General features: G+C 51.6%; 25 protein-coding genes. 22 read left to right on the forward strand and 3 right to left on the reverse strand.

Annotation, left to right across the window (positions count from 1 at the left end):
- Positions 1–18: 18 nt before the first annotated feature.
- Together CHN51_RS18630 and CHN51_RS18635 are read right to left on the reverse strand one after the other, a co-directional pair.
- A complete protein-coding gene (locus CHN51_RS18630) occupies positions 19–1,215 on the reverse strand; it encodes an AAA family ATPase (RefSeq protein WP_100095774.1) in 1,197 nt (398 codons plus the stop codon).
- A 342-nt stretch (positions 1,216–1,557) separates the two neighbouring features.
- Positions 1,558–2,061: a helix-turn-helix transcriptional regulator gene (locus CHN51_RS18635; protein WP_100095775.1), complete on the reverse strand. Its 504-nt coding sequence runs from the start codon at positions 2,059–2,061 to the stop codon at positions 1,558–1,560.
- 197 nt (positions 2,062–2,258) lie between these two features.
- On the opposite strand from CHN51_RS18635, the gene CHN51_RS19610 reads away from it, so the two are divergent.
- The 22 genes from CHN51_RS19610 (at position 2,259) to CHN51_RS18730 (ending at position 23,022) form a co-directional block, all read left to right on the forward strand.
- Positions 2,259–2,441 carry a hypothetical protein gene (locus CHN51_RS19610; protein WP_123906367.1) on the forward strand — a complete coding sequence of 61 codons (183 nt, stop codon included), beginning with the start codon at positions 2,259–2,261 and terminating at the stop codon, positions 2,439–2,441.
- Between the two features lie 111 nt (positions 2,442–2,552).
- Positions 2,553–2,882: a hypothetical protein gene (locus CHN51_RS18640; RefSeq protein WP_240616988.1), complete on the forward strand. Its 330-nt coding sequence runs from the start codon at positions 2,553–2,555 to the stop codon at positions 2,880–2,882.
- Between the two features lie 56 nt (positions 2,883–2,938).
- Positions 2,939–3,226 (forward strand): type IV conjugative transfer system protein TraL, encoded by a 288-nt coding sequence (gene traL / locus CHN51_RS18645; protein ID WP_100095776.1) that lies wholly within the window; start codon positions 2,939–2,941, stop codon positions 3,224–3,226.
- 5 nt (positions 3,227–3,231) lie between these two features.
- A complete protein-coding gene (locus CHN51_RS18650) occupies positions 3,232–3,807 on the forward strand; it encodes a type IV conjugative transfer system protein TraE (RefSeq protein ID WP_100095777.1) in 576 nt (191 codons plus the stop codon).
- Between the two features lie 146 nt (positions 3,808–3,953).
- Complete coding sequence (locus tag CHN51_RS18655) at positions 3,954–4,607, forward strand: type-F conjugative transfer system secretin TraK (protein ID WP_346426355.1); 654 nt, start codon at positions 3,954–3,956, stop codon at positions 4,605–4,607.
- Positions 4,607–5,932, forward strand: a complete 1,326-nt coding sequence (locus CHN51_RS18660) for a TraB/VirB10 family protein (RefSeq protein WP_100095779.1) — start codon at positions 4,607–4,609, stop codon at positions 5,930–5,932. The genes CHN51_RS18655 and CHN51_RS18660 overlap by 1 nt, the downstream gene beginning before the upstream one ends.
- 17 nt (positions 5,933–5,949) lie before the next feature.
- A complete protein-coding gene (locus tag CHN51_RS18665; protein WP_100095780.1) occupies positions 5,950–6,798 on the forward strand; it encodes a DsbC family protein in 849 nt (282 codons plus the stop codon).
- Positions 6,795–7,991, forward strand: a complete 1,197-nt coding sequence (locus CHN51_RS19615; RefSeq protein WP_123906368.1) for a hypothetical protein — start codon at positions 6,795–6,797, stop codon at positions 7,989–7,991. The genes CHN51_RS18665 and CHN51_RS19615 overlap by 4 nt, the downstream gene beginning before the upstream one ends.
- Positions 7,992–8,020: 29 nt before the next feature.
- A complete protein-coding gene (traC, locus tag CHN51_RS18670; RefSeq protein WP_240617000.1) occupies positions 8,021–10,570 on the forward strand; it encodes a type IV secretion system protein TraC in 2,550 nt (849 codons plus the stop codon).
- Positions 10,567–10,974 (forward strand): hypothetical protein, encoded by a 408-nt coding sequence (locus CHN51_RS18675; RefSeq protein WP_100095781.1) that lies wholly within the window; start codon positions 10,567–10,569, stop codon positions 10,972–10,974. The genes traC and CHN51_RS18675 overlap by 4 nt, the downstream gene beginning before the upstream one ends.
- Positions 10,961–11,599, forward strand: a complete 639-nt coding sequence (locus tag CHN51_RS18680; protein WP_100095782.1) for a TrbI F-type domain-containing protein — start codon at positions 10,961–10,963, stop codon at positions 11,597–11,599. The genes CHN51_RS18675 and CHN51_RS18680 overlap by 14 nt, the downstream gene beginning before the upstream one ends.
- Positions 11,599–12,144 carry a S26 family signal peptidase gene (locus CHN51_RS18685; protein ID WP_100095783.1) on the forward strand — a complete coding sequence of 182 codons (546 nt, stop codon included), beginning with the start codon at positions 11,599–11,601 and terminating at the stop codon, positions 12,142–12,144. The genes CHN51_RS18680 and CHN51_RS18685 overlap by 1 nt, the downstream gene beginning before the upstream one ends.
- Positions 12,141–12,779, forward strand: coding sequence for a type-F conjugative transfer system protein TraW (gene traW / locus CHN51_RS18690; RefSeq protein WP_240616989.1), 639 nt, complete (start codon positions 12,141–12,143; stop codon positions 12,777–12,779). Before CHN51_RS18685 ends, traW begins: the two co-directional genes overlap by 4 nt.
- A 141-nt stretch (positions 12,780–12,920) precedes the next feature.
- A complete protein-coding gene (locus tag CHN51_RS19620) occupies positions 12,921–13,283 on the forward strand; it encodes a hypothetical protein (RefSeq protein WP_123906369.1) in 363 nt (120 codons plus the stop codon).
- Entirely contained in the window at positions 13,280–13,567 is a 288-nt protein-coding gene (locus CHN51_RS18700) for a hypothetical protein (protein ID WP_100095785.1), read from the forward strand. Before CHN51_RS19620 ends, CHN51_RS18700 begins: the two co-directional genes overlap by 4 nt.
- A gap of 47 nt (positions 13,568–13,614) precedes the next feature.
- Complete coding sequence (gene traU / locus CHN51_RS18705; protein WP_100095786.1) at positions 13,615–14,604, forward strand: conjugal transfer pilus assembly protein TraU; 990 nt, start codon at positions 13,615–13,617, stop codon at positions 14,602–14,604.
- A complete protein-coding gene (gene trbC, locus CHN51_RS18710) occupies positions 14,601–15,335 on the forward strand; it encodes a type-F conjugative transfer system pilin assembly protein TrbC (protein WP_100095787.1) in 735 nt (244 codons plus the stop codon). The genes traU and trbC overlap by 4 nt, the downstream gene beginning before the upstream one ends.
- Positions 15,332–17,113, forward strand: coding sequence for a conjugal transfer protein TraN (locus tag CHN51_RS18715; RefSeq protein WP_100095788.1), 1,782 nt, complete (start codon positions 15,332–15,334; stop codon positions 17,111–17,113). Before trbC ends, CHN51_RS18715 begins: the two co-directional genes overlap by 4 nt.
- Complete coding sequence (locus CHN51_RS19625; RefSeq protein WP_123906370.1) at positions 17,113–17,487, forward strand: hypothetical protein; 375 nt, start codon at positions 17,113–17,115, stop codon at positions 17,485–17,487. The genes CHN51_RS18715 and CHN51_RS19625 overlap by 1 nt, the downstream gene beginning before the upstream one ends.
- Entirely contained in the window at positions 17,477–18,352 is an 876-nt protein-coding gene (locus tag CHN51_RS18720; RefSeq protein WP_100095789.1) for a conjugal transfer protein TraF, read from the forward strand. Before CHN51_RS19625 ends, CHN51_RS18720 begins: the two co-directional genes overlap by 11 nt.
- A 32-nt stretch (positions 18,353–18,384) precedes the next feature.
- Entirely contained in the window at positions 18,385–19,821 is a 1,437-nt protein-coding gene (locus tag CHN51_RS18725; protein ID WP_240616990.1) for a conjugal transfer protein TraH, read from the forward strand.
- A gap of 15 nt (positions 19,822–19,836) precedes the next feature.
- A complete protein-coding gene (locus CHN51_RS18730; protein ID WP_100095790.1) occupies positions 19,837–23,022 on the forward strand; it encodes a conjugal transfer protein TraG N-terminal domain-containing protein in 3,186 nt (1,061 codons plus the stop codon).
- Positions 23,023–23,036: 14 nt separating this feature from the next.
- Here the strand turns inward: CHN51_RS18730 and CHN51_RS19880 are convergent, their stop codons facing one another.
- Positions 23,037–23,213 (reverse strand): hypothetical protein, encoded by a 177-nt coding sequence (locus CHN51_RS19880; protein WP_164089302.1) that lies wholly within the window; start codon positions 23,211–23,213, stop codon positions 23,037–23,039.
- Between the last annotated feature and the right edge of the window lie 182 nt (positions 23,214–23,395).

Consider the following 23,395-nt stretch of genomic DNA (forward strand, 5'->3'; position numbering starts at 1 on the left):
ATGCTTGAAGGGCCTGTTTTAGGTTGCATTTACCACCTCCGCCGCACTCGCGGGACTTGTTACACCCCAATTGCGCCGGACAAGTTGTTCCACTTGCCCCAGAGCCTGGTCAAGATTGGCACGGCAGCGTTTGTGGGTGCGCGGCGTGCCGATAGGGCGCTCCAATTCGTACACGGTCATCATTCTGAGCGCCGCATGGCTAATTTCTGCACTTTCCAATATTGGTACAGGTAACAAGGCAGGGCCGAAGCTCTGCTCCATAATCTGCTGCACCATTGCGTGACTTGGATCATTGGAATCAAATTTGGAGCAGATCAGGCGCACGAAATCATAGGAAACGTCAATTCCTGCTTGCCGTATCTGCTCCGTGACCTGTTCCATCATCGAGAGAAACTGTACGGTTGAACAAAAATCGGGTGTGGTTGCGGCCAGGGGAATTAGTAACGCATTGGCCGCCTGCATAACCGCAAGACTAATAGTGCCGAGGGCAGGGGGGGGATCGAGCAATACAATGTCATATTGCTGGGCTAGGTCGAGCAAACCGCTCTTCAGTTTGCGGAAACGCGCTGCCAACACTGATCCGCCATCTGCGCCCGATGCAGCAAGCTCATACTCAACATCAAAAAGCTCCAGATTTGAAGGGATGAGGTCAACATTGGGCCATGGTGTGCGTTGGACAGCATAGAGCAAGTCGGTTTGTGTCGGCTCTATGGAGAGATAAGGGTAAAGCGTTTGTTCGCGGGTGATATTGAAATGAGGATTGAAACCGAATAAGGTCGTGGTGGTTGCCTGACTATCGCAATCGACCACCAATACGCGATAGCCCAATACTCCGAAATAATGCGCCAGATGCGTAGTAACTGTCGATTTTCCGACGCCGCCCTTGAAATTTTGAACCGCAATAATAGCCGGCTGATCCAACGGTGCGCGGGCAGGAGAGGCATCAAGTACTTGCCGCATATTGAGAAGGTCTTCTATACTATATCCGGGCCTGCGGCCGTTTTTAGTAGGCGGGGGAGGGGGCAGACGCCCGTCAGTCTCAGCCATGCGGATACGGTTAGTTGAACAGCCAAGCAATTGGGCGGCTTCCGCGATGCCGTAGCGAACTGCTAGGCCCTTGCGCGCTTCCGGCAGGAATGCTTTCTTTCGCAGACGCTCAATCATTCTCTCGCCGGCCTCGGCCATTTCCGCGATTCGGTTCACTTCTGAATTCATTTGGTGTTGCGCCCGCTTAATTGAATGACTTTGCCCACATAATATAGAATTAAGCTTCAGTCGAGCGGATTCTCGGTTAGTGCGTAACAATAATACCGCAAAATAAATCACAGATCTGGGTGAAATGGCGTGTCGATAAGAATTTTGCTGGAATGACGACAATGATTTGATTGTTTGGGGCCGGGAGTTTCGAATGACGAGACCGCCTCTGTTAAGTCGCAATGTGCGAAATTCCGCACCACCAATAAAAGCAGTCAGCCAGGTATTGGAGTTTGGGATTGGAGCCGAGGGGGAGGCCCTTTCATCTTTGCGATTGCAAAATCTTCTTTCGGGCAAAAATAATTAGATGCCTGCAATGGGTCGTTCAAGCTGGCGTTTCTCTGTTTCACGGTCGTTTTTGGCGATCATCTCACTCAGTCGCTCGGCCAGAACGATAGCGCCCGGTCGGCTGATGCTCGTGCGGATACTTTCAGAACGTGCTTTGCTCAAAAAACTTGGTAGGACGTCAATAAGATCTGCAATAATTTCCACATCAAGGTCAAAATATTGCTCCCATTGGCCAAAACGGCCAACGGCAAGTAATGCACGCATGGGGTCAATGCCAAGGGCATCAAAAATCAGGTAAAGTGCGGCATTGTCGATTTGTCTCTGCTCACTGAGCAAACGGCTTATTTTGGATTTACTGATACCTGTTCGTTTGACGAGATCGGAACTCTTTATGTTCCCGCGAGCCATGACCTCGATGATCAGCGGGAGAAATTTTTGTGGTGTGATACGGATTTTGGGCTGTGGCCGTGAAAGTTCTTCCTGCTCTTCCAGATATTGCCGGTCTTCACGGTAGTCCATCTATGCGACCCTCTTAAAGATTTAATACACGGTAAATTTACTGTACTCAAATGTTCAAGCGTTATCTCATTGGAAATTACCAGGATCGGATCAATCCAGCGCCTCATTGCTAGACGCTCAGCGTCAGCAAATCCGTTCATGTCGTGCGTCATACGGGGTGATTGGCCCGAAGATTTTCCTTATTCTATAGAATCGGTTTGTCAAAACCTTGGAGTGATTCGCATGATCAAGTTGCCGTTTTGACAAATAACATTGCAAATGTGCCAACTTTTGTTGCCAAAATGGAGATCATAGTCGCTACGGCGGCAAAAACAGATGCCAAAATTGGGAATATTGTTGCCAATTTGACAACGATTATTGATTCGCATGGGAAAAAATGAATTTTTGAGCGCTTAAGCTGGTTGGTTTACTTTAATGGTATGGTGAACCAATCGATCAATCGTCATCCCTTGATCGGCGTTAATCTCGACGTCGTTAAGAAGGATGATCCTATGAAAATGAATATTGCGTCTCAATGTGGACCAATTCCCTTGGCCTCTATTGTCAAGGCGGTGGCGGTGACAGCGGTGGTTGCGGTTGCCGGATCAGGAGTGGCAATTGCGGGGGCGGATGCGACTTTTAATACAGCTCTGACCTCGTTCACTGGTTTCCTCGAGGGGTCCGGCGGTAAAATCATTACCGTGCTCAGTCTGGCAGGCGGTATTGTCGGCTTGGCCTCGGGCCGCTTCAGCTTGGGGCAGGTCGCCATTCCGGTCGGTGTCGGGGTGGGCGCAGGAACCGGTGTTCCCATCGTTACGGCAGCGGTCACGGCGACCATCTGACCGATTTGTGGACGCTCGCTTGCGAGTGTTCGCTTCCTCGAAGGTGGCGGGGCGATATGGCTGATAAATACGCTATTCCAGCACGGCTCGACGATCCGGAACTGATCGGGTTTTGGACACTCGATGAATTCATCGCGATGGTCTTACCGTTCATCTGGGGCGTCCTGACACAGCACATTCTTATCGGGATCATTCTCGGCTTCGGATGTTGGTGGGGCCTACGCAAAGCAAAAGCAGGCCGCGCTGCGTCATGGCTGCTCCATTTGGCCTATTGGTATTTGCCGGGAGGCTTTGTTGGCCTGCGCGCAACGCCACCTTCTTTTCTCAGACTCATGGCGGGGTAGCTCAGATGGATCTTGCGTTTTCACATACACAATCGCAGCGCGTGCTCAAACAGCGCAATATGCTGCTGGTGGCTTGTCTTGTGCTGGCGGCTTTGGCTGCAATTCTAGGAATAGCGGCAGGATCGCGGGATCGCGAGGTTGTTCTTCAACCGGTCCTGCGCACACCGCTTACTCTTTCAAGTTCTGGGGTTAGCCGGGAATATCTTGAAGCGGTGACACGCGATGCGGCTGTTTTGACTCTTAACCGAACACCGCAGAGTCTCGACTACTGGATGAATGCAATTCTCGAGATGGTTCATCCCAGCGCATATGGTGAGGTGAAGGCCGATCTTCTCAAAATCATGGAGGATCAGCGCGGTTCTTCCATAGCGCAATTCTTCACGATGGAATCATTGAAGGTCGATACAGAAGGTCTCTCTTCAGAAGTGAGCGGTGTCCTTCACACCATGGTTGGACGTCAGGAAGTCTCGGCAGTCCAAAAAACATTTCACTATGGCTGGGTTTACAATGGCCTCAGCCTCAAGCTCGTCCAGTTCGGCATGGTCGAGAAGGTCGAACCTAAAAAGGCGGTGTCATCATGAATACGGTATTTTGGTGCTGCGGGATCGCCTGCGGCTCAATTCTAGCGTCTCGCATCCATAGCATATCAACTCGGTCTTTAGGGCTAGGGCTTATTGGAGCCTCGTCAATCGCATTATCAAGTCCAGCTTTGGCGGATCAGACGTTAATGGCGTCGGACAATGCGCGGGTAGATTGTATCGCGTCTTCGCGCGATCTTACGCGCATCAGTTTGGTGGGTGATGAAATTGCCAGCGTGTCCAAGCTCCAGACTGGCAACCCCAATGAGGATTTCTCGGTCGTCAATGAGCCCGTACGCGGCGATATTTATGTGTCTGTACCGGAAGGCTTTTCGCCGAAGGTTTTGTCGTTCTTTGCAACGTCAAAGAAGGGCTATGTTTACAAATTTGCCTGTCGTCTGTCCGGGGAGGAAGCGCAGCAGGTTTTCGTTGCCAATCCCGCGATTGCTGGCGAACAAACTGGTGATTCCAGGATTGTCGCTGCGGCTGATCCTCAAGAGCAAGCCGTCAAGTTAGTCCAGGCGATGTACACAAGCAGCATCCCTGAAGGCTACAGGATGCGGCAACCGGTTCGTGCTTCGGTCCGTGTTGGCGACCTTAAAGTTCGGATGATTGCTGAATATCGCGGGACTGAATTTACCGGAAAAGTAATTCGCATCGAAAATCAGGGCAGTGAGCTACTGGTGATCGCTGATGATGTTGTCGCTCCTTCCAACGCCACTGCTGTGAGTATCGCAGAGCCCAATCTGGCACCCGGCGCATCGACCACCGCCTACATTGTCCAACCCGCTGGAGAAAATTGATGAAATTTATGGATAGGTTTCGGAAGCAAAAGATAACCGAAGATACGCCTGATGTCGGCGAAGACGAAGTATCGCCAGTAGGCCACGCCATGAGCGGCAATGATGACGTTCAGCGAAAGCAGCGATTGCTGTTGGGCGGCGTTGCTTTGACCGCTCTTGTGGGCGGCGCTTGGTGGGTTTTGGATAGCTCCGTTAGCGAGGAAGAGCTTGCAAACAGCGGCGTTAAGGAAGTCCAGGTCAGCACCAATGATATGGTGAACAAGAATATGAGCGAGCAGGAATGGATTGCTCGTTCTGAAAATCGTTTTGAATCTACTGATAACCGGCTTCGTACAGTTGATGGTCAGCAGGCCCAGCTGGCTGCAATGCAGGAAGAAATGGCTGCATTACGCGGTCAGAATAGCGCAATGTCATCGGACGGTCAGCGTGTTCTGTCCGCCTATCAGACAGAAAATGAAACCTTGAAATCACAGCTTGCTGCCGCGCAGTCGGCTCCGCCAGCTGCTGGCGGGCCTAATGGGCTTTATGGCCCTAGCAGCGCCGCGCTTTATCAACAGCCCTCTGGTCCGGGTGCGGCTCCTTTGCCCGCCCCTTCGCCGCGCGAAGTGAAAACTGTAGCCTTTTCAAATGGTCCTGGCGGCAACGCAGTGCGCGCAGAGCGCGGAACGACAGTATTCTCTGATTCGCCGGATTATTTGCCCGCCAATAGTTTTGCCACTGCAAGGGTTATTGTCGGGGTCGATGCTAGTGCCGGTGTTTCATCGCAAACAGATCCTCTCCCAGTAGTTTTGCGCATTACTGGTCCTGCTCGATCAGTGGCAGACAAGGGCCGTGTTCTTACGACAAAACTGCAAGGCTGTCTTGTTAATGGCGCAGCGCGCGGGGATCTCTCGGCAGAGAAAGTCTATGTGAAACTTCAGCGCATGACATGCGCGCAACCCGGCGGGCGCTACGCGGTGAGCGATGTGAAAGGCTTTATTGCTTACGCTGGTAAATCTGGTGTTCGCGGCCGCGTAGTGAGCCGTGAAGGTGGATTGGTCACGCAAGCATTTTTAGCAGGTCTTGCCGGCGGTTTTGGGCGGGGCTTTTCTGCCAATACCGACAGTGTTTTGCAGGGCTCTAATATCACGGTCAATGGCAAGCGCGATAAGCTGGGCCTGGGAGAGATTGCTCAGGGCGGTCTTGGTGAAGGCGTGAGTACCGCTGCCGATACTGTCAGCAAATATCTGATCGAGCGGGCCGAGCAATATCAGCCCGTAATCGAGATGCCGACCGGCATTGATGTCGAAATCGTTTTTCTGGACGGCGCATACGTCCGCAATTGAAGAAGGAGTGTCTTCACATGGCGAAATATAATTGGGTTATTGGTGCAAGTCTTGTCAGTGTTCTGATTGCCGGGACTGCTTTTGCAGCAACGCAGTCTGCCAATGCGACAGTAGAAGCGGCGTTAAAAACGCGGTTGCCAAAGACCGAGTTCGCGAAAGTAGATTGCAATGTTATCGGCAGTATTTGCGAGGTTACTGCGGGAAAATCTATTTTTTATGTCGATAAACAAGCCCGCTATCTCATCGTGGGTCACGTTTTCGACATGGAAACACGCCAGGATTTAACATCTGCGCGTCTTCTCGAAATCAATCCTGAAGCGCTTCTTGGCGGTGCATCGCAAATTTCTGATGACGGTAGCGATGAGTTGGGTTCCGCGCAGGCAGGTACCCCGGTTGCACGCGATTATCCGATGCCAAAATCAAGGATTAAGGCTGGGGCAGGGCGGACAGAGCGTGTTTCTCTTGCGTCTTTGCCTTCATCTGGAGCGATTGAATGGGGTAGCGGGAAGACTAAGGTAACGGTCTTCACAGATTTGCGCTGCGGGTATTGCCGCGCTTTGACACAGCAGCTCGAAACGATGGATGTGCGTGTTGTTGAGCGGCCTATATCCGTTTTAGGAACGCGCGATCTGAGCAACCGTGTCTATTGTGCGAAGGATCGTCCGCGTGCGCTCCACGCTGCTTATGCGGGTAATATCCCAGAATCAGCCAAATGCGACACCAGCGGTCTCGATGCCAATGAACGGTTTGCCCGCGAAAATGGTTTTACCGGGACACCTGTAATCGTCCGCTCTGACGGCGCGGTCCACCATGGTTATTTGCCCAAAGACAGACTTCTTGCATGGCTGAAGGGAGCAAGTTCATGACCAACATGCTTACGCGGAAGGAAATGATTTCATTAAATCGGGCTCTCGCAAGACGGACAGGTGGGCGTATCAGTGTTGGCCCCAAGCCAATCAGCGTTTCGCAAGGCATTGATCTTTGGAATGCTACCCAGAGTTTTGAATCTCTATCATCCGAAGTTTCGATCGTTCAAGACACCGGTCAGCTATGCGAAACGCAGCATCGTTTTTCAACATCTGAGGGTTCCGGGTTTCAGCGTATTCTCGGGACAGGAACGGGGCTGGTGGCTGCAGCTTCACTCGCTGGTTGTGCAACATTTGGTACGAATGTGAACGGCGATTTTGCCTGCCGCGCTCCAGATGGCATTTGCGCGCCAACGTCTAAGATCGACGATGAAGCTCTGGCTTTGATTAGCGGTGAAAGCGGTATGACGCCAGCTGGACCGTATTTATACGATTCACCCTCGTCCGCGGTTGTGACAGCCGCGCGTGAACCAGTTCGTTCGGGTGAAAAAGTTCTCCGCATCGTTTTTCCTGCTCATATAGACGGGTCTGGGCGCTTCCGGGAAGTGACAGCCATTCACGCCGTGGTTGAACGTGGTGCTTGGCTCGAAGCATCAAATACTTTGGTGGCGCCTCGCGTTGCCGGTCCCAGAGATGATCTAGTAAGAGCTGCGCAGGTTTCAGCAGCATCTTCTACTGGTATGCCTACATTGGCTGATATTGCTTCTTCAGCGCCAGAAATGGAGTTTCATGATCGTGTAGCTGAGATTGATGCTCAAAATGCTGAACAGTCCTCGCTTCAAGCCGCTGCGCCGGTTGTGGGGGCCAAGGCAGGGTTAATAATCCGTAAGGACGATGTGGCAGCGCTTTCGTCTGCACAGTCTGGTGCTGGCGCTTCGCTGGTCGCTTCTGGTTCGGTCGCGTCTGCCGGATCAGTTCCAGATATTAGGACAGAGGCTTCAACAGTGGATCCGATGGCGGCCATCAAGGCGCAGGTCGCCGGTTCCTTGCAATCGAAGAAACGGCCCGCTCGTTCGTCAAAGCAAAGTTTTCTGAAATCAACACCGCTCGCTTCTTCTGGCGACGTCGCTGATTATTCTCTGCCCCCCGCAAACCCGGCCTCGAAAGAGAATATTTCGGCGGGATCTGAAGCTGGGCAGTTGTCACCTGTTAATCGGCCATCGCTATTTCCGGTATCGGAAGTAAAGCCATGAGCGGTCTTATCACCGGAATATTTGATGCCATGTTGGGCGATGGCATGAAGGCTGACAAAGGTCGTCCCGATCCTGGAATTCCAATGCTTGCCCATTGGCTGCCCTATCGCAGTTTTAACCCGAAAACAGGTATTTTTCATAATGCAAGCGCGCGCGAAATTGCGCTCGAAGTCGCCCCGATGGTTGGCGCGGATGAACGCTCTGCCGATATTATTTCGCAATGTCTTTCTGAAGGTGTTCCAGCGGGCGCGACAGTTCAGATAGTAAATTTTGCGTCATCTCGCGTCGGCGGCAAATTGTCTGATTGGTTCGTGCCGCGTTATTCCGCTGAAGGCGTTTACGAGCGTATGGCAAAGCATCGCACTGATTATCTGTCAGACGGTGTGTGGAATTCGCTTTCCAAGGACGCGCCATTTCATTTGCGTCAGTTCAGGCTGATTATTTCAATCGGCATCCCAGACGGCGGCAGTTCGACAGATGAGGAGCTGGTCTCGGTTGCTGAATCAATGATGTCGGCTTTCCGGTCGATCGATGTGTCCTCGCGGTTGATTGATCCTGTCAATTTACTGGCGCTGATCGATGATATCACTTCTCCAACAACCGCTGCCGGTGATGATCCTGTAGATTATAATTCTTTCGATTCCATCGCTGATCAGGCTGTTCGTCGGGATATGGAAGTGCGGCATTTTCCTGATCGTCTTGAATTTCGGACTGAACGTCTGCGTCCCACGGGTGTTGATAATGATGGTGTTCCTGAAATTGGCGTAATGTACCCGGACACCTTTGAAGTTCGCTCTTTTGCGGTGCGCAATCTTCCGCCGCGCTGGGCTCCATGGGATTGTGCGCGTTTGATTGGTGATCTGTTTACCGACAAGCTGCGTTTGCCTTGCCCTGTGGCAACGACGCTTTGTTTAACCTATCCCGACGCCACAGCTTCGGCGAACAAGGCTGCATATAAATATATGCGGACGTCGAGCCTGTCCGATAGCAAGTCATCGCGGTTCTTGCCCCAGCTAAAGGATCAGAGCCGGGAATGGGAAGATGTCCAGGAACAGCTTCGGCAAGGCAATAAACTGGTGAAGGCCTTTTACGGCGTCACGGCGTTTAGCCCGAAAGGGAAGGGCGACGTTCACGAGCGCACGCTCAAATCGATGTATAAGGCTTGTGGGTGGGATCTTCATTCTGAGCGTTACATGCAGATGGTTGGGTTTCTCTCTTGTTTGCCGATGACGCTCGGGTCGGGGCTTATCAACGATCTGGGCCGGATGAAACGTATGCGTACCATGCTTACGACAACGGCTGCTAACCTGGCCCCCTTTCAGGGAGAATATAAAGGCAGCAACATTCCGCATTTATTGCTCGTTGGAAGGAGAGGTGAGCCTTTTTTCTGGTCGCCTTTTGAAAATGAGGCTGGCAATCATAACGTGGCGGTTTTCGGTAAATCCGGATCGGGCAAGTCGGTTTGTCTGCAAGAGCTTTGCGCAGCATTTTGCGGCGCTGGTGATAATGTCATTGTTATCGATGATGGGCGCAGCTTTGAGCATTCTGCAAAATTACAGGGTGGGACGTTCATTGAGTTTACACTCGCGAGTGGTTTTTGCATCAATCCGTTTTCCATGATTGATGCCGAAGCTGCGGATGACGACGGAGATTATAAGCTCGATTGCCTAGCGATGCTCAAGGCGATGATTAGTCAGATGGCGCGCCATATTGATATCCTCAATGATACCGAGCGTGGATTGATTGATGGCGTCGTCAATGCTGTCTGGTCTGAGAAGGGCAGGGACGGTTCGATAGACGATATCATTGCCGGATTGCAGGGCAATGGTGACGGCATGTCAATGAGCCTTGCCGTATCGATGCTGCCGTTTGGCACTGATGGAACTTATGGCAAGTTTTTTGATGGCGAAGCGACTTTCAAGCTCGATGCGAATTTGACCGTTTTCGAGCTCTCTGATCTTGCAAGCAGACAGGAACTGCGTTCCGTCGTCATGACAGCCATCATGTTCATGTCTTCGCAGTCCATGCGCAAACTTGATCGTTCTCGGCGCAAAGCATTGATCATGGATGAGGCATGGCAGATGCTTAAAGGTGGCGCGATGGCTGAGTTTGTTGAAACCTACGCGCGTACATGCCGTAAATATGGCGCATCGCTCATTACGGCTACGCAGTCGTTGAACGATTACTACAAGTCGGAAGGATCGATTGCCGCACTGGAGAATAGTGACTGGTTCCTGATTTTGCAGCAAAAGCCGGAATCGATATCTGATTTCATGAAGCTCGATCGCTTCGAGATGTCCGCCGGCGATGAGACATTGATGCGTAGCCTCAAGCGTAACGGTACTGAATATTCCGATATCATGATTAAGGGTCCGGAAACACTCGCTTCGGGGCGGCTTGTTTTGGATCCTTATTCAGCAACAATCTATTCGTCTAGTCCGAGCGTTTTCGCGCAAATTGAAGGCTTGGTTCATGAAGGCTTGACGATGGAAGCTGCGATTGAGCGGGTGGCCTATCCAGAGGATTCTACACGCTGGAGCGAAGGCGAGGAGGCACCATTATTGGTGGCTGCTGAATGATGACGCAGCGTGCGACCTTGCAACGGCCAATACCCGATAAACGATATCAGCGGGCGCTAGACAAGCAGGTTCGGGATGCAAATATTCAAAGATATCAAAATCTATCCTTCGGTAACATTATTTACGTCCTATTCCGGCTGATTGGTTGGACTGCCGCTACATTATTGATCGCCGCTGGTTTCTTTGTTGCGCTGTTTTTCATGGTAGCGAATGGTTCGTTATTCGGGTTTTTCGAACAGCTAAATCTTCTCGGGAGCCATTATATTGTAGCGGCTCCTGAAGCGAGAGCGGCCTTTGACAGCAAGTTATATTTTATCGCCGGCTTTGTGTTTTTGCTCACCGGGGCTTTTCGAATGAGTGGTCTTTTATCGATATTTCAATCAGGAGATTATGATGACCAGTAATGTTGCTGCGGCTGATGAATTGCCGTTTGACGAGTTGGGAAACAACGCTGATTCATCATTCCCTGAAGGAGATATACTCGGACAGGCCCATATTGCTAAGTCCAGGGTATCCTCGGTTCGCCGTTTCGCTGGAATGACCTATTTCCAGTTAGGCTTGCTGGCATTGGGCTTATTTGCTGCCATTTGGGCAATGTGGGCCACTTCAAAAATATTTGCCCTTGAAGATCGGCAGGTGGTCTCGGTTCGTCTTGCCTCCATCGTAAATGATTTTGTGTCGGCCGAGGCGCGCTCGGGGACACCTCCCGAGCAGCTTGAAAATAATACGCGGGCCTTCATGGGTGCGCTTGATACCGTTTTGGAACAGCGGGCGCAAAATGGTCAGGTCATTCTTGTCGGCGAAGCCGTTATTTCGTCATCTGTTCCCGACGTGACGGATGATGTGTTAGCCGATTTGTCAAAGCTGATAAAAATGCCATCACCTGCAGCAATGCCGCCCGCGATGGCTCCTGCTGCACCGGTAACAGGAGCGGATCTCGCTCCGCAGGCGGGAGGGCAATTGACGCCCGATAATGGGCAATCTCCATTCTCTCAGGCTCCTTATCCGCTGGATGGCGGTTCGCAGTGATGTCCGGCGTTCCTTCTCTCGACGCTCAAAAAGCAATTGAACCTCGCCGGTCTAGCTGGCCGAGCTGGAAAATCCTCGGCGCACTTCTCGGAGCGTTTTTTCTTTGGTCAGCTTTGAATGACTGGTCTGATCGACATGCGTTCATGATCAATTCGAGTGAATCTTTGCCGAATTGGGCTTTCTTTGTGCAAAAAAACGTCCGTCCGGCGCGCGGTCAATATGTATTTTTTATCGCGCCTAAGACCCCGTTGATTCGCTCCCATTTCGGGGATGATCCGAAACCCTTCGGGAAACGTGTTTACGGCGTGGCGGGTGATATCGTGTCTCGAGAAGGAAAAGTTGTTTCGGTCAACGGGGTAGAGGTTGCGTCCATCAAGCCTTTTTCGAAGCGAGGCGAACCTCTCACCGCTGGACCCGTCGGACGTGTGCCTGAAGGGTGCTATTTTATGGCGACTGAAAGCAGGGACGGGTTTGACAGTCGCTACGCCGATATTGGCTGGGTTTGTGGCAGTCAGATATTTGGAACGGGAGTACCGGTGTTGTGATCAAAAAGTCGCTCATCAGGCTGTTCCTTTTTACCTTGGCCGCAGCATTTTCCCTGCCTGCTGCGGCCAAGGATTATGGTCAAGTTGGCAAGGTCTTTCCGGTAATCGAGCCGGATTTGTTGCGCGTTATCGAAACAAAGCTAAAAAACATGAAAGCTACCGGTCAGATCGATGCGATGAACCAGCTCCTGGTTAAACGCACGGAGGCCAAAGTTCGTCGGCCCGATCCGGTAGCTGGAATAGAAGCAGCAATAAAACCGCGCAGCTGGCTCTATGATCCTTCTATCGTCATAGATCACGATATTCGCGATCATAAGGGAAATCTTATTTCCGCAGCTGGTAGCCGCGTCAATCCGCTTGATTTTATTGATGTAAATACCCCTCTCGTCTTTATCGATGGTGATGATGAAGCGCAGGTGGCCTGGGCTTTGAAACGCTTTGATGACAAAGCAAAAATCATTCTGGTTAAAGGCGCTCCGCTCGAGTTGATGACGAAGCGGCAACGCCGTTTCTATTTTGATCAGGCCGGAACCTTAACCACCAAATTCGGCATTACGCGCGTTCCCGCTGTTGTCGTCCAGGCGGGAAAGTCCATGCGTATATCTGAAACCCCGGTGAGGAAACAACAATCATGATAAATGAGCAACGAGTGCGGCATAGCATTATTGGAGGAATAGCCCTCAATATCATCGTCCAGGCTTCAATGCTTTTGCTTCTGGCCTATTCCGGTGAATGGCGGGTTTGGCGGTTCTTGTTCAACGCGGTGGCGCAGATCGATGCCATTTTTGTTTTATCATGGTTCGGATATTGCCTTTGGCGGTCAGCTTCTGAACCTAGGCAGAATAATGCGTAGCGCGCCAACATCTGTATGTGCGGTTTCGCTCCAAGGGAAGTTGGAAGAGTCGCAAGAACGTGCGCGTTGGCACCTGCCTGCGCTGGTCGTGTTTTCCTGTTTCAATCTTGCTGCGCTCGGTATTTTCTTCGCTGTCTTTGTCGGGGTTGTTTTGTCTCCGCCGGAACCAAGAAATGCAATTCATCTTCTTGTCGCTGGGAGCTTAGCGTTCGCCGTCCTTGTTTTAGGGCAGTTTGTTTATTGGTCCAGACTGGCGCTGACAGAATTTAAGGGTCGCTCCAAATGAAATGGGCAGAGCAAATATTCGGTACACCTCTTGCCGCGCCGGAAACGTCGTTCATGCGGCGTCTGCGGTTCATTTTCATTGGATCTGCTGCGGCAACCGTTGTCGGCATTTTGGCTATCGATGCTGTTTCCACCCTTTTGGGCCGCGCCGGTGCTGGGGGATTCTTTTTCATTCTCTTGTTGGTCGCTTCGATTTCCGGCTGTCTGTTTTTCTATAAAAAAATCCGGATTGATGATGCGTGGTTGGTTGAACGCGATTTGGAGCGGGAAGGGGATAAATCGTGAAAACCTCTTCTTTCAGGCGTCTTTGGCAAATTATCCTTGCTGTCGTAATGACAGCTTTCGTGATGGCGTCCGCGCCGGCACGAGCTGGGGACGTCCCGGGCTCGTGTACCGGAAAATTCGTCAATCCCATCACCGATGTCTGCTGGAGCTGTCTGTTTCCATTGTCCGTTGGCGGGCTGAAAATTTGGCCAAGTGGTCGCCCCGATACGGATAATAATCCATCATTTCCTATCTGTGCCTGTGGCTCGCCACTTCCTCGTATTGGCATTGCAGTAGGGTTTTGGGAGCCTGTGCGGCTCGTCGATGTGACGACAAAGCCCTGGTGTTTTCCCAATCTTGGTGGTGTCAAGATATCGCCCGGTTTCAATATCGGCCGAGGAACTTACGCAACGACCAATCAGCTTGGTGGGGCTGGGCAGAACACAGCCAAATGGCACGCGCACTGGTATATTTACCCATTGCTTTATTGGATGGAGATCGTGACCGACTTTCTTTGTCTGGAGCAGTCCAGTTTTGATATCGCCTATGTAACCGAGATTGACCCGCTTTGGCAGGATGATACTCTTACGATGCTCATCAATCCGGAAGCTGCGGTTTTCGCTAATCCCGTTGCTACGTTGGCTTGTGCTGCTGATTGTGTGGCCGCGACTGTTAGCCGCCCTATAGATCCTCTGTTCTGGTGTGCTGGTTGTCAGGGGTCGATGTATCCGCTCAACGGAAATGTTGCCAGCCACCTCAACCCTATTCAATCCTCGCGTCTCGCCGCATCGCGGATGGCGTATAAAATGCACCGTCAATTTCTCGCATGGGGGACGATGGGGAAAGAGGGACTGTGCAAGAAATACCCGATGCCCATCATGAAAAAGCAGCAATATCGCTTCCAGATGGTTAACCCTTCACCGATGGTCAAAGGCAGGTACGCCTGCGCTCCAATTGGTGCTTCCGATTTAAAACCCGGTGTTGGCCGGGTGTGGCCCGTCGTCGGCGAGGATTTTGGATATCTCGTTTGGCGCAAAAGGAATTGTTGCGCGTTATGAACTGGAAAGCTGTCTTTATCGCTGGCGGGATAGTTGGGCTGTCCTGCGCTGCTGTCGTCTATGCTCAAACTGTTGAAGGTCTTGATCTTGGCGCAATTCAGAAAAGGGCTGATGAAAGCGCCGCCGATGCAAAGGCGTTCGTCAATGACGTGATGCGTCGCAGTGATGGCGTGGCAGAAGAGGCGCGGCAAACGGTGGAGTCTGGAGAAGCAAATCACCAACAATATGTCGAGGCGCAAGGCAGCGCAGAAGGTGCGAGTGAACTTGACAGGATGATGGCGGACGTCACCGGAAAAATGCCGACAGGTGAAGCGCCGCAGTTTATCGTTTTTGCATCGTTGTCGATGCCGCCTGAAAGTTTGAAACCACTCATTCGGGATACGAGCAAGGCTGGCGGGGCTGTCGTATTTCAGGGTTTTCCGGGTAATTCCATGAAGGCGTTTCAGCAAGGTATTGCTAAAGTGATTGAGCCTGGTCAGGAGACCGGTGCTTTGGGCATTGATCCGCGTTTGTTTCGCGCTTTTGATGTAAAGACTGTGCCCGCCTTTGTCGTGGTCTCAACGGATTTCGATCTCTGTGACGGTCTTGATTGTCGCACGACGCCGCCCCCGCATGATAGAATGGCCGGTAATGTCACCGTGCGCTATGTTTTGGAAAGTTTTGCTGCTGGCGGTGGACCGGGAGCGCGCATCGCTGGAACAGCACTCAAACGGCTTGGGGCAGGCGGATGATGCGTCTCTTCGCCGCAATGTTGGCTCTTTTGGCTGTTGCTGCTCCAGCATCTGCTCAGCAGGATGTCAGGGAGGACGCTAAAGCCTTTGCAAAAGGCATAGCTGATGCTTCTCAGAATTTGGCAGATAATGATGCCGCTGCTGCGGATAATCTAACCGGCTATAATGGGGCCAATGCTCCGGAGTCTCAATATCTTGATAATCCTGCCGCTCTTGAAGCTGCGCGAATTGGAGCTGCCCGCACAAACGAAGCGGCTGTTTTGGTAATTGATGGAGACGCCATTCGTCCGCGTGTTCCTGACCAGCTGGTTGACGAAACGATTGAGCGCGGTGAAATCATAAACGAGGATCCATCGCTTTATGTTCAAGGTGTGGATCCGAACGGGACTACTGGCCAGTGCGTCGAGCTTCCGCCCACGACATCATCTCCAAGCAATTTTGAGGCAACGTGCAATGTGGGGAAAGGTGTCATTGATGAAGTGCAGACATGCGAAATTCCTCTCGATGTCACCGCAACGCAGCGCACAGTCTATGATTATCAGTGTTCGGAGACGGGTTGGCGTGGCGCGCCAAAGGTTTGTGATCCTAATTTTACTCCTGTTATTGGAGGGATATGTCAAATTGTCTCCTCCGAATGGTTTGATATTTGTCTTCAGGGTACGTTGCCTTTTAATTGCACAGAGCCCGATCAAATTCAGGTATTCAACCTTGAGTGCGAGTCTCCCGTGCCGGGAGAGCCCGTGCCCACTCCGCGTCAGATTCGGAGTGTCACAGCCGTTCCAAACGAAACACAATGTGCCTCGATTGAGACTAATCCGGCTTGTTCCAATCCTGTACAGGTGTGCACCGATTCCTCGCCTGAAACCCGCATTATCAACAATATTCCTGTTACACAGCCTTGTTGGAAATGGGAGCGATCCTATCAATGTCAGGGAACTTTTGATGGAAACGATTGTGGAGATTTGGCCGCGAATAATGCTTGCCAATTTTCCCGTAGTGTCTGTCTCGACGACCCGCAACAGGGGGCCTGTCAGGTCGAGGAGCATATTTATATTTGCCCCATTCCCGGCGCTGTTCCCTCCGAAAAACAATATGTATGCGGCGGCGATGTATATTGCTTCGGGGGTGAGTGCGAGGTGGTAACACGCGAGGCATCCGATGAATTCAAGGACGCGGTTGTCGGATTGGAGGCCTTAGCTCAGGCAAATCGCGAGTTTGACGATGTGGATTACAAGCTGTTCGAGGGCAACCCGATGAGCTGCCACAAGCCGATATTTGGGCTGGTAAATTGCTGTGCAGGTAAAGTTTCTGGCCTCATACCGACCGCAGCGGGGTTTGCCGCGCTCGCTGGCGGTCCTACGGCCATCGCCGGTCTTGCGACGCCATTTCTAACATTATTCCTTTGTGATGCGTCTGAAAAAGAACTCGATGTCCGTGAACGCATGGGGCTGTGTCACACACTAGGAACATATTGCTCGAAAAAATTTCTTGGTATTTGCACAACGAAACGCCGAAGCTCTTGTTGTTTTCTTTCGAAACTAACCCGCGTTCTGCAAGAGCAGGGCAGGGAGCAGCTTTCGAAGAGTTGGGGGACACCGAAAAATCCGGAATGCTCCGGTTTCACTATCGATGAGTTTGCTGCGCTTGATCTGTCAATCATGGATTTCACTGAAGTTTATCAGGAATTCATGGACGCGGCGAAGCTGCCCGATGAGGCAGCAACTATGGCCGATATTCAGGCCAAGATTGAGGCCTATTATTCTCGGGGGGGACCATAATGAGCGAGAATCCGGTGATGGCATTGGATAGTTTTATCCCGGTGCCGGATATTTCCGTTTTGGAGCTTGCAGTCGTCATTTGCTGTGCGCGTCGTCCTGGTGTTGATGGGGCGCGTTTAGCCAAGACTATAGGTCGCTGGTTTGGCATCAAATTGGTGGAAAACGATCTTAAAACGTCCCTTAGGCGGCTGTCTCATCGTGATTGGCTAAAGAGTGATGGTACTGGCCTTCATGTGGGCGAGGAGGCGCGCGAAAAGGCTGAATTTGCTGCGCACGGTCTTGTCCAGTTGCTCTTTCGTGATCGCTATTTTTTCGACGTCGGGAAACTCCTCGATGTCAGCATTGTCAAGGAGGATCAGTCTCATGAAGATTAAGTTTTTAACTACATTGGCAGGTCTGTTTGTTTTCATTGCGCCTGTCCCGGCACTTGCTCAAAGTTCGTCATATCAAGAGGGCGGCGCTTTGGAGGAAGCTGCGCTCCCACCTTCCGAAAATACCCTGGAAAACGGTATTTATGAGCGAGAAGGCGGGGAGGGTGATCTATATTGTCGCCGCAAACTTGGCAGCTGGTTTTATTGCGACAAACCAAAAGCAAAGCCGTCCAGTCCTGCGACTGCTGCGCCGCCTCAAATATCAGCCGATGCACAGCTCAAAGAGATTGGCAAGCAGCTTGATGAGTTGAAGGCACAGGCGATCTTGGAGCCGACTGAAGCCAATGTTCTTGCTTACATCCGTTTCCAGCGCGAACAGCTTGATCGATCATCAACATTTGCCGATGTTTGGCAGCGTGCATTGTGGCAAAATCCGGAAGATGACTATACTCTCCAGCGTCCCGTTTCGACTATTGGCAAACGCGCCTGGCTTGATAACCGCGTCGCTGACAGAAATGCTGCGATGGCGCGTCTGTCGCAGCGGTACGGGGTCTATTATTTTTATGCTCAATCCTGTTCGGCTTGCGACATACAGGCTCCTATCCTCAAATCAATAAGCGATAGCAACCGTCTATCGGTTGTGGCCGTGTCTATGGATGGCGGCCCAAACCGTGTATTCCCCAATTACGTCGTGGATAGCGGTCAGCGCGCCCGTATGGGCCTTCCCGGCAAATCCACCCCCGCGCTCGTTCTTTTTGATACGCTGACCAAGCGGCCCATTCCAATTGGGACAGGCCTCATGGCGGCGGACGAAATTATCGACCGGATCTTCGTTCTGACCAAAACCAAGCCAGGGAGTGATTTCTAATGACTGTGAGAATATATGACAAAGCTCGTGGCATGGTCCGCAAATTGGGCGTGTTTCTCGCGATCATCGCATATTTGAATTTTAGCATCATTACGCCGGCGGCTGCTTCCGTTGGAGACGAGATGCAAAGCTATTTCGATGATGCTGGCGCTCGAGCCAACATCACCGGCCCGTCCGCGTTTCAAGGGCAGTCTGCCGGCTATTATTCTGGCGGTAACGTCTGGACCCGTTTTCCTCAAAAGTCTGTTCAGCCTTTCAATCTTCAGTTACCCGGCGCGCGCGCTGGCTGTGGCGGGATTGATCTGTTCGCCGGTAGCTTCAGTTTCATCAACACGGCAGAGCTTGTTGCCATGCTCAAAGCGACGGCAAATAATGCAATCGGATTTGCTTTCCAGTTAGCGATTGACGCCATTTCGCCTCAGATCAGTGGTGTTATCAAGGATATGAGCCAAAAGGTGCAACAACTCAATCAGATGAACATTTCAAGCTGCGAGACGGCGCAAGGACTGGTCGGCGGACTTTGGCCTGTTATGGATACGACCCAAAGCACCATTTGCGAAGCGGTTGGCAACAATGATGGTCTGTTTTCGGATTGGGCCGCTAGCCGTCAGGGATGCAATAATGGCGGGCAGCGCAAAGAGACGCTGGCGGCAAATAGTGACCCTGCGATGGAATTGCAGCTCGTCGGCCAGGACCATAATTTCACATGGGACATTCTGAATAAAGCCCCGCAATTTGGGGGTTATGATCAGGAGTTCAAGGAAATGGTCATGACGATCGTTGGTACGGTTGTCACTCAGGTATCTGATGATCCGACAAAGGGTTCAATTATCGACAAGCACGGTCCTGGGGATGATTCCATTGTCGAAGCCCTTCTTGATGGGACGCAGGGCGGTAATACCGTCAAAATCCTTAAATGTGTTGATTCAGATAAATGTCTCGAAGTTACCACTCAGAATATGAATATTCCGGCTTCTCAGGCAATCCGCCCGAAGGTCAAGGCGCTGATTCTCTCGATGGCGACGGCGATCAAGAATGATACCGCGATTGGCGATGCGGAAAAGACTTTGCTCAATGTTGCCTCATTGCCGCTTTATAAAATCCTCGCGGTCCAGACTGCGGCACGGACCGATATTGTCGGCACTGGAGAGATTGATGCGGTTTCTGAAATAACGTCAATTGATCTGCTTCAGGCCATTTTGAATGACGTTCTAGGCAAGTTTGACATGGCAAAAGTTGGCTTGGTGAAGGCCGACCAGGATAGCGCAGCTGCCTGGGCCGCTCAGGTTCAAGGTGTGCGGACGAAATTTGCTCAACGCGAAGTCAGAAACTCGGCTCGTGTGGAGGTTACGATGCGGGTTATTGACCGTACCATCGCTCTTGAATCAACGCTTCAAAATTCGATGTCACCGGGCATGTCAGCGGCGCTTAATTTTTCACGCGGTTTGAACTCTCAAGGTCTTCGTTAAGAAAGGGCAGGCGGCATGTTGGAGCTTTTCACGATTGGCGGCGGCGAGTATATCGTCAACGTATTGAATGCCGTTTCAGCTTGGACAGGCGGGGGCGGCTACAAGTCCATGATCCGTGTCGTCATGGTCATGGGGCTCATATATACTCTGCTTATTGTTGCTTTCAGCCTTGATTGGAGAGCTTGGTTTAACTGGTTTTTGCAAGCCACGCTTATTTATCTTTGCTTGATGGTCCCAACGGTCACGATTCAGGTTACGGACCGGGTTAATCCGGGTTTGTCTCCTAATACCGTCGCAAACGTGCCGTTAGGCCTTGGTGCGGTCGCCAGTTTTACAAGTCAGGTCGGAGATTATTTGACAACTGAGGCCGAGACCGTCTTTGTAATGCCGAGTCAGCTGCAATATTCCGCCAACGGAATTATCTACGGTTCCAAGCTGATGGAGGCGACACGTCAGATTCGGATCACCGATCCCGAATTTGCCGCCAATATCAATGAACACATGAAACGCTGCGTTTTTTATGACGTCATGCTCGGCTTCAAATCAATGGATGGCCTTGCCAAATCTACGAATCTGTGGGCGGATATTGGTCCCGGAAGTCCTGCTCGCGCGCAAACATATGTGACGCGCAATGGCGACGGGACTACTTCGACCGCTGTTATCACTTGTCGCGATGCGTACACCGCTCTTACCCCTGAGTGGACACAATTCCTCAATGCGTTTTCTCCTATATGGGCAAAGCAGCTTTATCCGGGAATGGCCAATGCCGTTGCGCAAGCCAAACTGGCCGCCGATCTTCCTGTTACCTATCAGGCGTTTACTTCGAATGCGTCGAACGCGCTTGATATCATGCGCCAGAGCCTTGCGGTAAATGCGTTCATGCAGGCGCGTGATGATATGTCTGGCGGTACCGGTGCAGCTGCTATTGATAGCTTTGCGGCAACCAGAGCGGATATTCAGACGCGCCATACCTATTCAGCTTTGGCACAGGGAGCAATGAAGTGGGTTCCCATTCTAAACATTGTTTTGACCGTTGTTTTTTATGCAATGTTCCCGGTACTTTTTCCGCTCTTTTTGATGCCCGAGACAGGTGTTTCGACGCTGCGCGGTTATGTGACGGGTTTTTTCTATTTGGCGGCTTGGGGGCCGCTCTACGTCGTCTTGCATATGATTATGATGGGGAGAGGGCTGTCTGCGGGAAACGCGGTCGCCGGTGACGGGATGACGCTTGGGAACTTTGCCGGGATAGGTGCGGTTAACGACGAAACAGCCTCACTGGCTGGCTACATGATTGCGAGTATTCCATTTCTCGCCGCAGGAATGGCGCGGGGGGCTATGGCGATAGCAGGACATGCGACCAGCTTTTTGGCACCAAGTCAAAATGCTGCCGAATCTGCTGCAGGTGAAGCCACCACTGGTAACTATGCTTATGGGAATGCCAGTCTGGCTAACCAGAATTTAAATACTCAGGCGAGCAATCAGTGGAACAATCAACCCAATTTTGCTACTGGATCTCCGGCGTTTTCGCATCGGCAAGCTAACGGCGCGATATCAACGACCCACGCTGACGGTTCCGTAGTCACTAATCAGAATCCTGCGATATCGAGCTTTGAATGGAAACCAACGCTGACACGGGCCAATGTCGGTGAAATGCGCAGTACTGTTGGTGAATTCCAAAATCAAGCCACACAGCAGCGTGAGATGGCGTCGCAATCTCTGTCGGCCGCCAACACCATTGGCGCACAGCTGTTCACCACCGCACAGAATTCTCGCGGTAGTGAAACGATATTGGGACAGCAAACGCAGGATGCTATTTCGCAAGCCCAAAATCTGACACGCAGCTGGTCAGATACACTCGTCAACGATTATGGTTTCGACCGTAAGGCAGCTGATGATTTAGCCCGATTTAGCTACATGCAAGGCACTGGGAACCTAGGGCTGAGTTCACCCGTGCCCGGATTAAATGCAGGGATAAATGCTAGTGTTTTATCTCAGGAAAGTCGCAATCGTACCTCTGGCGCTTCCGTTAATGAGCGTATCGCTAAAGGCTTGTCATTTCTTAATGCTGAGTCAACCAGTGACAATGCGACCCACTCAAGGGAGAATTTCACTCGTGCAGTTTCGACGAGCGGTAGTTCGGAACTCGAAGGATTGTCTCAGCGACGCGATGCTAGCCTCACTGAGGCGCGGTCGCATTCGCTTGAAGCCGGCAGACTTGAAGAAGTCGGCAAACGATATGAACGGCAAATCAGCGAGATTGAATCGGGCGGTTTCCAAACGTCGCGGGACTATAGCCAGAATTGGCAAAATTTCGCCGCGGGAGAATTGGCGCGAAACGAAGGGCTTCGTGATAGCGGCTATGAAACCTGGATGCGTGATGTTGATCTGAACGATCGGCAGCGGCAAACCCGCAATGTGCTGGAGGAGCGTTTCCGTAACTCGTTCATCGAAGAAATGCGGAACGATTTGGGGCCGATTGGTCCGTTACCGTCCTCTGGCATCGCACAGCCCGCAGGAGATGTGAAAGAATGGGGCAGCAATCAAGTGGGCGTCGTGACCAATTCTGGGCCTTCGGTTAATGTCAGATCGGATTCCCGCGATGCTTCGTTGACCAGTCTTGTCGGTGACAGGATTGAGGGAGCTAATGAGCGGTTGGATCAGTACGATTTTGGCGCAAATTTAACTAATGGAGATTTGCATCGTCGCGGCGAAGCAATGTTTACAGGTTCTGCCAACGCACAAAATTTATCAATCGGTGAGACTATGCCTATTTTTGGCCCTCTGTTCGAGCGCGGTTCATCGGGCAGTGCACCGGGCGGGGGTACCAGCTTCAATGCGACCGGTTACATCAGAGATAATGGTATGTCGATCAAGCCGGGCACCAATGTCACTGCGTTGGATTCTCGGATGGCACCGGCTATTTCTGCTGTAGCACAAGAAAGTAAGCGCCTTGGTTTGGCTCCTCGAACTGTCACCTCTGCCCAGGATCGAACCCATACTGATGGTTCCCTACATCCTTCAGGGAAAGCGCTAGACTTCAGGGGAAATAATATCACCATTACGCAAGGCCGTGCTTTGGCGCGCGGTGTTAGCGCGCGCCTTGGACCAGACTATGATGTCGCCTTTGAGACGTTTCCTAAAGATCCCGACAACAATCATCTCCATGCGGAATATGATCCTAAAGGCGGTCGCAGAAAATGATCGGCGCGGTAATGTTACTTGGGAAGCGTCGCGATAATTCCGAGACCAAACAGGGCCAGAATGAACCATGTGATAACCCAATCGCCAATTGTTGGCGGATTCCGCTTCACTACGTGATTTTGGCTTTGCTGCCAATGTACGCTGTTTTGACTTCCAGGATTGCCAGGATCTTGTTGAATGGGAAGGCTCATTTCTTTTCTCCGTCTGTAAATTATACGAAATTAGACGGAAACGCAAATGAGCCTTGCATGGTGGTTCGCAATGGCTTGCCAGACCAAATGCGAGTGTCTGCACCATGAAAAATATAATCCCGTGGCTAATCATGGTCGGAGGGGATCCAACCTCCTGCAATTGCTTCTCTCTTTGATCGGAG

Origin of the sequence: Sphingorhabdus sp. YGSMI21 (assembly GCF_002776575.1) — a bacterium.
Taxonomy (GTDB): Bacteria; Pseudomonadota; Alphaproteobacteria; order Sphingomonadales; family Sphingomonadaceae; genus Parasphingorhabdus.